9 protein-coding genes are annotated in these 7,837 nt (G+C 74.7%); 7 read left to right on the top strand and 2 right to left on the bottom strand.

Translation table 11 applies throughout. The annotated features are described in order from the left end of the window. The coding region (locus Q0195_RS03720; RefSeq protein WP_299274741.1) for a class I tRNA ligase family protein at positions 1-261 on the bottom strand (261 nt) is incomplete at its 3' end. A gap of 378 nt (positions 262-639) precedes the next feature. On the opposite strand from Q0195_RS03720, the gene Q0195_RS03715 reads away from it, so the two are divergent. From Q0195_RS03715 to Q0195_RS03700, 4 genes are read left to right on the top strand one after another with little or no spacing between them, the layout of a single operon-like run. Further along, positions 640-963 carry a hypothetical protein gene (locus tag Q0195_RS03715; protein WP_299274738.1) on the top strand — a complete coding sequence of 108 codons (324 nt, stop codon included), beginning with the start codon at positions 640-642 and terminating at the stop codon, positions 961-963. Beyond that, on the top strand, positions 963-2,138 hold the full coding sequence (locus tag Q0195_RS03710) for a hypothetical protein (RefSeq protein ID WP_299274735.1): 1,176 nt from the start codon (positions 963-965) through the stop codon (positions 2,136-2,138). Before Q0195_RS03715 ends, Q0195_RS03710 begins: the two co-directional genes overlap by 1 nt. Further along, positions 2,135-2,857 carry a hypothetical protein gene (locus tag Q0195_RS03705; RefSeq protein WP_299274732.1) on the top strand — a complete coding sequence of 241 codons (723 nt, stop codon included), beginning with the start codon at positions 2,135-2,137 and terminating at the stop codon, positions 2,855-2,857. Before Q0195_RS03710 ends, Q0195_RS03705 begins: the two co-directional genes overlap by 4 nt. Then, the gene (locus tag Q0195_RS03700; RefSeq protein ID WP_299274729.1) at positions 2,854-3,525 is read left to right on the top strand and encodes a hypothetical protein; all 672 of its coding nucleotides are present in this window, start codon (positions 2,854-2,856) and stop codon (positions 3,523-3,525) included. The genes Q0195_RS03705 and Q0195_RS03700 overlap by 4 nt, the downstream gene beginning before the upstream one ends. 9 nt (positions 3,526-3,534) lie before the next feature. On the opposite strand, the gene Q0195_RS03695 is transcribed toward Q0195_RS03700, so the two are convergent. Further along, on the bottom strand, positions 3,535-4,302 hold the full coding sequence (locus Q0195_RS03695) for an SDR family NAD(P)-dependent oxidoreductase (RefSeq protein WP_299274727.1): 768 nt from the start codon (positions 4,300-4,302) through the stop codon (positions 3,535-3,537). Positions 4,303-4,379: 77 nt separating this feature from the next. Here Q0195_RS03695 and proC point away from each other — a divergent pair, with 77 nt between their 5' ends. From proC to Q0195_RS03680, 3 genes are all read left to right on the top strand, one after another. Continuing rightward, positions 4,380-5,195: a pyrroline-5-carboxylate reductase gene (proC, locus tag Q0195_RS03690; protein ID WP_299274724.1), complete on the top strand. Its 816-nt coding sequence runs from the start codon at positions 4,380-4,382 to the stop codon at positions 5,193-5,195. Positions 5,196-5,265: 70 nt separating this feature from the next. Next, the gene (locus tag Q0195_RS03685) at positions 5,266-6,696 is read left to right on the top strand and encodes a sugar porter family MFS transporter (RefSeq protein ID WP_299274721.1); all 1,431 of its coding nucleotides are present in this window, start codon (positions 5,266-5,268) and stop codon (positions 6,694-6,696) included. A gap of 111 nt (positions 6,697-6,807) precedes the next feature. Beyond that, positions 6,808-7,803 carry a putative F420-0 ABC transporter substrate-binding protein gene (locus Q0195_RS03680; protein ID WP_299274718.1) on the top strand — a complete coding sequence of 332 codons (996 nt, stop codon included), beginning with the start codon at positions 6,808-6,810 and terminating at the stop codon, positions 7,801-7,803. Positions 7,804-7,837 lie beyond the last annotated feature (34 nt).

Genomic DNA, 7,837 nt, shown 5'->3' with positions numbered 1-7,837 from the left:
GTCCTTGACGTACCCGGTGAGCAGGTGCCCGTAGTGCGGCAGCCCGTTGGCGAACGGCGGGCCGTCGTAGAAGACGAACTCGTTGCTGCCGTTCTCCCCGGCCGGCCGGTTGTCGATCGACGCCTGGAACGTGCCGTCGGACTTCCAGTAGGCGAGCACCTCCCGCTCGAGGTCGGGGAACCGCGGGGAGGCCGGGACCTCGCCGTCGGCGCGGTGGCGCGGGTAGCGGGGGGCGGGTGCGGGGGTGGGCTCAGCAGCCATGGGTGGTGGTGCTCCTCGTCGTCGTACGTGGTGCGAGGACGACGGCGTCCCGCCTCGGGCGGGTCCGCTGCCGCGGTACCACCTCGCTTGCCGTCGGGTCCGCGGCAGGTGCCGCGGCCCGGGGCCGCTCCAGTGCGGAGATGACGGTCCGCTACCGGCCGGGTCTACTGGGGGCTGGCGCCCTGTTCTTCCGGCGGCTCACCGGTGATTGCCGGGTCACAGCCTTTGCTCAGGCGAGTGTAGCCGCATCGCCGGGCCGGACGGGTAGCGCGTCCGCCATAGGGAGAACTCCCCATCCCCGACGGTGGGCATCGGCAACCGGTGTCGCCATGATGGTCCGGGCAGGACGTGCACGGGCACGTCCGGGGAGGAGATCACGTGGTCGACCTGTTCATCGACGGCGACGCCCTGGCAGCGACGCGCACGACGTTGGAGAACATCCGGGAGGTGCTGTCGGGGGCGACGGCCACGATGGCGGCGATGCCCGAGGACATCACCGGCAACGAGGCGCTGCGCGCGGCCCTGGTCACCTTCGGCCGGGAGTGGGAGCACGGCATCGACAAGCTCGCCGAGGCCGCCGGCAACGGTGCCCAGGGCCTGGCGCTCATCGCCGAGGGCTTCGCCGACCTCGACGCCGGGCTGGCCGAGGCGCTCGAGTCCGGTGGGGGCGGCAGCACCGACCCGGTCCCGGAGGTGCACTGATGCAGACCTTCCCCGCCCTCGGTCTCGACCCCGCCCCCGGGACGCTCGCCTCCGCCGAGGAGGTCGCCGAGCGGGTCCGCACCACCGCAGCGAGCATCCGGGAGGCCGCCGACGTCCTCGCCGGCGTCGGGCAGCAGGACTGGCAGGGTGAGACGGCCACCGCTTTCCACGAGTCGATGTCGCAGGAGCTCACCCCGCAGGTGACCACGGCGGCCGAGAGCTTCGCGGCCGCCGCGGCCGCCCTGGAGACCTGGGCGACGTCGCTCGCCGGCTTCCAGCAGCAGGCCGTCCAGCTCGAGGCGCGCGCCGCCGGCGCCCTGGCCGCCGTGGAGCACGCCGCCGGGGAGCTCGCCACCGCGCAGCTGAGCGACGACCCGGACGTCGACACCGAGGGCCCTGCCGCGCGGCTCGACGCCGCGACCGGTGAGCTCGAGGCCGTCCGGGGCGAGGCGCACGCGCTGCTCGAGACCTACCACAGCCAGGCCGAGTACGTCGCCGCGTGCCTCACCGACGCCGCGGCGCAGGCCCCGGACAAGAGCTGGTGGGAGAGCTTCACCGGCTGGGTGAGCGACATCCACGACTGGGTCCAGGACTACCTGCTGCCGGCGCTCGAGGACCTGGTGGACATCCTCGGCCTCGTCGTCGCCGCCGCCGCCGTCGTCGCGCTGCTCCTCACCCCGTTCGGGTGGGCAGCCGCCGCCGCGGTGCTGGGCAAGGTCGCCCTCGGGCTGGCGGTCACGGCCGTGGCGATCGACGCCGTGCAGTGGGCCGGTGGCCGGGAGGACGCCTCGGAGATGGTCGCCGGCGCCCTCGGCCTCCTCGCCGGCTGGGCGCTGGGCTCGCTCGTGTCGAAGCTAGGCACCATCGCCCAGAACCACGGCGGCCTGTCCGGGCTCGTGCCGGTGCTGGCCGGTGGCTCCACCTCCGCGGGCGGGGGCGCCGTCGCGACGGCAGCGCTCAGCTTCGACCCGGTCGGCCCGCTCGCCTCCTGGGGGTACATCTACGGCCGGACCCACGAGGAGACCCAGAACGTCGTCGACACCGTCGAGGGCATCAACGAGGCCGGGGACATGTGGTCCCGCACCGCCGAGCGCTTCCAGAACCTCTTCGGCGGGCACGGCTTCGTCACCGAGGAGCAGCAGGAGGCGGTGCGGGCGCGGGAGGCCGCGCAGTGACCGCGACCGCCACCGGCGAACGCTTCTGGGTGCCCACCCCGCCCGGCTACGTCGAGATCGCCGCCTTCGACACCGACGAGCGCGCGGAACGGCACTGGCGCGACATGGTCGAGCCGGTCCGCACCCACCTGGGCGACGGCCGGACGGACACCCTGTACGCGGGACTGCGGGCCGCCCGCGAGGCGATGGCGGGGTCGCGGGTCACCTCCGCGGGCGTCGTGCTCACCGCAGTGGACGACGAGCCGGCCGTGTGGACGTTCTCCACGATGGTGGAGCGGGTCGCCGCCGGCCCCCTCAACCCGGTGGCGCTCGTCGAGCGGGCCCTGGGGCACACCGGGCAGGTCGACTCGGCCGAGGACATCACCCTCGTCGACGGACGGTCGGCGGTGCAGGCGTTCGTCACCCTGTCGCCGCGGACCCTCCTCGGCAGGGCGCACGGCTCCCCCGCTCACGTCTCGGACGCGGCGCCGCCCGGTCTGCCGGCGCAGCTGCCGGTGGAACGGCTCGCGGGCTGCGTCGTCGCCGTCTCCCTGCCGAGGCGCCCGCACCACCTCGTCGTCGTCACCGGCAGCTCGCAGCGACGCGAGCACCGCCCCCTCCTCGCCCACGTCGTCAGCGCCGTCGCGGCCGGGGTCCATGTCGGGAGCGAGGAGCCGCAGGGCGTCGCCCGGGCCGCGGGCGTGCTGCCCGTGACCGACCTCGAGGATCGCGCGGGGTGAGGTTCGTCCCGCCCACGGTCGAGCCGTACCTGCGCGCGGCGGAGGGCGGCGGCCGCCGCGGCGGCTCGCACCGCCGCAGGGCCGTCCACGCCCTCGTGCGGGAGTACACCGCCGCGCGGCGGCTGCTCACCGGGGTGGGGCTGTGGGCGGCGGTGGTCGCCGCCGTCGTCGTCGCCGCGGTCGGCACGGTCATGGTCGTGGCCACGTCCCTCGGGAGGGAGGGCCCGCTCACCGGGGTGGCCGGTGCCCTGGCCGTCGCCGTCGCCGGGGCGGCCGGCGCCTGGGCGGTCGTGCGCGGCCGTGCCCTGCTGCTCGCGGGCAGACGGATCTCCCGCGCCGCCGAGGCGTGGCTGACCGACGTGCCCGCGCCGCGCCCCACCCTCGGGCACGGCCTGCACGCGCTGCTCTCGGCGCTCCGCCCCGAGGTCTACCCCCGCCTCGTCCTGGCCGCCCTCGCCGGGTTCGCTGCGGTGTGCCTCGGCAGCGTCGCCGTCTTCGCACTCACCCGGGTCCCCGGCGGGGACGCCCTGGACGCCGCCGGGTTCGCCGTCATCGCCGCGGCGAGCACGCTGCTCACCGTGGCGTGCGTGGTCCCGGCCGTCGCGCTGTGGCGCGGCGTGGGCCGGGTCCAGCGCGGGCTCGTCCGCGACCCGGGTGCACTGTCCTGACCGCGGGGCTCAGGCGCCGTCCCGCGCGACCACCGTGTTGCTCGCCTGGGCCCGCGGGCGCAGCACCATGAGGTCGACGTTGACGTGGTGCGGACGGCTCAGCGCCCACGCGATGGCGTCGGCGACGTCCTGGGCGACGAGCGGCTCGGCGACCCCCTCGTAGACCTTGGCCGCGGCCGCCGGGTCGCCCAGCCGGTTGAGCGCGAACTCCTCGGTGCGCACCATGCCGGGAGCGATCTCCAGCACGCGGACCGGCTCACCGACGAGCTCGAGCCGCAGCGTCGTGGCGATGACCCGCTCGGCGTGCTTGGCCGCGACGTACCCGCCCCCGCCGGGGTAGGTGTCCAGCGCGGCCGTCGAGGTGACGAGCAGGACGTCACCGGCGCCGGAGGCGCGCAGGTCGGGCAGCAGCGCCTGGGTGAGCCGGAGCGTCGACACGACGTTGAGCTCGAACATCGCCCGCCAGTCTTCCGGGCGGCCGTGCTCGACGCTGTCGGCGCCGATCGCCCCGCCGGCGTTGTTGACCAGGCTGTGCAGCGGCCCGCCGGCCCGGACGGCGGAGACCAGCGCGGCGAGGTCGTCCTCGACGGTGAGGTCGGCGGGGACCACGGCGCAGCCGGTCTCGCGGGCCAGGTCGGCGAGCCGGTCGGCGCGGCGGGCGGTGGCGACGACATCCCACCCGTCGGCCCGCAGGCGGCGCACGGTGGCCGCGCCGATCCCGCTCGAGGCGCCGGTGACGAGCGCGCGACGGACAGCGGCGGGGTGTTCCTCGGTCATGTCCCCATGGTGCCTGGCCCGGGCGGCCCGCCCGCGGCGATACTGTGGCGGTTCGCGAAGCGGCAGCGGGAGGAAGTATGGCGATCGGGTTCATCGGAGCGGGCACCATGGCCGGTGCCATCGTCCGCGGCGTCACCGCCGCCGGGGTGGTCGCGGGCGAGGAGATCGTCCTCCACGACGTCCACCACGACGTCGCCCAGGCGCTGGCCGACTCCGTCGGGGCACGCGTCGCGGCGTCCGCGCAGGAGGTCGTCGGCGGGTGCGAGGTCGTCGTCCTCGCGGTCAAGCCCCAGGTGCTGCCTGCCGTCCTGGAGGGGCTGGCGGCGCAGGTCGCCGAGCACCGTCCGCTGCTGGTGTCGATCGCGGCCGGTATCTCGCTCGCCGCCATCGAGGACGGGCTCGGCACCGGCGACGTCCCCGTCGTCCGGGTGATGCCGAACGTCAACGCCCAGGTGGGCGCCGGCATGGCCGCGGTGTGCGGCAACACCGCCGCGAGCGCCGCGGACGTCGCCCGCGTCGTGGAGATCTTCGGCGCCGTCGGCGAGGCGGTGGAGCTGGCCGAGAAGGACTTCTCGGTGTTCACCGCCATCGCCGGCTCCTCCCCCGCCTTCGTCTTCACCTTCGTCGACGCCCTGGCCCGCGGCGCGGTGCGGGGCGGCATGCCCAAGGCGCTGGCCACCCGGATCGCCGCCCAGGCCGTCCTCGGCAGTGCCCGGATGGTCCTGGAGCGGGCCGGCGACGGCGTCACCCCGGCCGACCTCGTCGACATGGTGTGCTCCCCGGCGGGCACGACCATCGCCGGGCTCGTGGCGATGGAGGAGGCCGGCTTCTCCCCCGCCGTCGTCCGCGGTGTCCAGGCCGTCGTCGACCGGGACCACGAGCTCGCCGGCTGAGCACCCCCTCCCCGTGCCGACCCGGGCGGTCGGCGTTAGCGTGCCAGCACGGCTCGCGGAGGAGGGGACCATGAGCAGGACCGACGGCCCGCCGGCGTCGTTCAACGCCCGGATCCTCGGCATCAGCCTCGCCGCCGCCCTCGGGGGTTTCCTCTTCGGCTTCGACACCGCGGTCATCAACGGCGCCATCGACGCGATGAGCGCGGACTTCGGCATCAGCGGGTTCCTCCAGGGCTTCACCGTCTCCTCTGCACTGCTCGGCTGCGTCGTCGGCGCCTGGTTCGCCGGCCCCCTCGCCGCCCGCCAGGGGCGGGTGCGCGTCATGGTCGTCGCCGCGGTGCTCTTCACCGCCTCGGCCGTCGGCTCCGGGCTCGCGTTCGGCACGTGGGACCTCATCGCCTGGCGCTCCCTGGGCGGTCTGGGGGTCGGGGCGGCGTCGGTCATCGCCCCCGCCTACATCGCCGAGGTCTCCCCCGCCGACGTCCGCGGCCGCCTGGGCTCGCTGCAGCAGCTGGCGATCGTCCTCGGCATCTTCGCCGCCCTGCTGTGCGACGCGTTCCTCGCCGACGCCGCGGGCGGTGCGGCCGAGCAGCTGTGGCTCGGCCGCGAGGCGTGGCGGTGGATGTTCATGGCCGAGGCCGTGCCCGCGGTGCTCTACGGCCTGTTCGCGCTGACCATCCCGGAGTCCCCGCGCTACCTCGTCGACCAGGAGCGGGAGGAGGAGGCCGCCGACGTCCTCACCCGGTACACCGGCGTGCGGGACGTGGCCACGAAGATCAAGGAGATCCGCAGGTCCCTGCAGCGCGAGGCCCGCGAGTCCCTCCGCGACCTGCGCGGCACGACGCTGGGGCTCAAGCCGATCGTCTGGGTGGGCATCGCCCTGGCGGTGTTCCAGCAGTTCGTCGGGATCAACGTCATCTTCTACTACTCGACCACGCTGTGGCGCTCGGTCGGCTTCGCGGAGAGCGAGGCCCTGACGACGTCGGTCATCACCTCGGTGACCAACGTCCTCGTCACGGTCGTGGCGATCCTCCTCGTCGACAAGGTCGGGCGCCGGCCCCTGCTCATCGCCGGCTCGGTCGGCATGGCGGTGACCCTGGCGACGATGGCCGTGGCGTTCTCCCAGGCGCAGGGCACCGGTGAGTCGGCCGCGCTGCCGCAGCCGTGGGGGCCCATCGCGCTGGTCGCGGCGAACCTCTACGTCGTGTCCTTCGGTGCGACCTGGGGTCCGATCATGTGGGTGATGCTCGGGGAGATGTTCCCGAACAAGTTCCGTGCGACGGCGGTGTCGGTCGCCTCGGCGGCGAACTGGGTGGCGAACTTCGTCGTCTCCACGACCTTCCCCAGCCTCGCGGCGGTCGGGCTCACCCTGGCCTACGGCCTCTATGCGCTGTTCGCGGTGCTCTCGCTGCTCTTCGTGCTCTGGCAGGTCCCCGAGACGAAGGGACGCGAGCTGGAGGAGATGACGGAAAGTTCCGGCCGGCCCGCGCGACGGGAGTAGAGTGTCCCCGCGGATCCCGGTCGTACCGGTGGCGGGCCGCGACCTTGGCCCGTGATCCGCAGCGCGGCGTGGTGACTGCGCAGAGTCCCTCGAACCTGCCCTGGAGTCGCCGTGTCCCGTCCTTCCCGCGCCCTGGCCGCCCTCCCGCTGGCTGCCCTCCTCCTGTCCGCCTGCGCCGGCAGCCCAGCCGACGACGCCGGTGCCGCGACGTCCGACGCGTCGCCCGCCGAGCCGGCGGGCTTCCCGTTGACCGTGTCGAGCTGCGGCACCGAGACCACCCTGGACGCCCCGCCCGAGCGGATCGTCACGATCAAGTCCTCGGCCACCGAGATGGTCATCGCCCTCGGTGCGGGCGACCGGATCGTCGGCACCGCCTTCCTCGACGGACCGCTGCCCGACGGCGCCCCCGAGCCCCCGGTCCTCGCCGAACGCAACCCGTCGCGGGAGGCCGTCCTGGACCTGGCCCCCGACCTCGTCTACGTCGGATGGGAGTCCAACCTCTCCGACGACGGCGCGGGTGACCGCGCCGGCTACGAGGAGCTGGGCATCTCCACCTACGTCTCCCCCTCCGCCTGCCAGGACCCGGCCCACCGACCCGACCCGCTGACCTTCGAGGACGTCTTCGCGGAGATCGAGGAGGTCGGGGCGATCCTCGGCGCACCGGACGAGGCGGCCGCACTCATCGCCGAGCAGCGCGCCACCCTCGACGCCGTCACCCCGACCGGGGAGGGGCTCACCGCGCTGTGGTACTCCTCCGGGTCGGACACCCCGTTCGTGGGAGCCGGGATCGGGGCGCCGCAGATGATCATGACCGCCGCCGGGCTGGAGAACATCGCCGCCGACGTCGCGGACACATGGACCTCGCTGTCGTGGGAGGCGGTGGCCGAGCGCGACCCCGACGTCATCGTCCTCGTCGACTCCGCGTGGAACTCCGCCGAGCACAAGGTCGAGGTCCTGGAGTCCAACCCGGTGACGGCGGCGCTGCCCGCGGTGCGCGAGCAGCGCTTCCTCACCGTCCCGTTCCCCGCGACCGAGGCCGGGGTCCGCAACGTCGACGCGGTGGTCGACCTCACCGAGCAGCTCGCCGCCCTCCCGGGGGTCTCGTGAGCGCGCCCGTCGGCACCGTCCCCCGGTCCGGTAC

This window comes from uncultured Georgenia sp., from assembly GCF_937958535.1.
Taxonomy (GTDB): Bacteria; Actinomycetota; Actinomycetes; order Actinomycetales; family Actinomycetaceae; genus Oceanitalea.
This window is presented reverse-complemented; position numbering and strand designations above follow the sequence as displayed.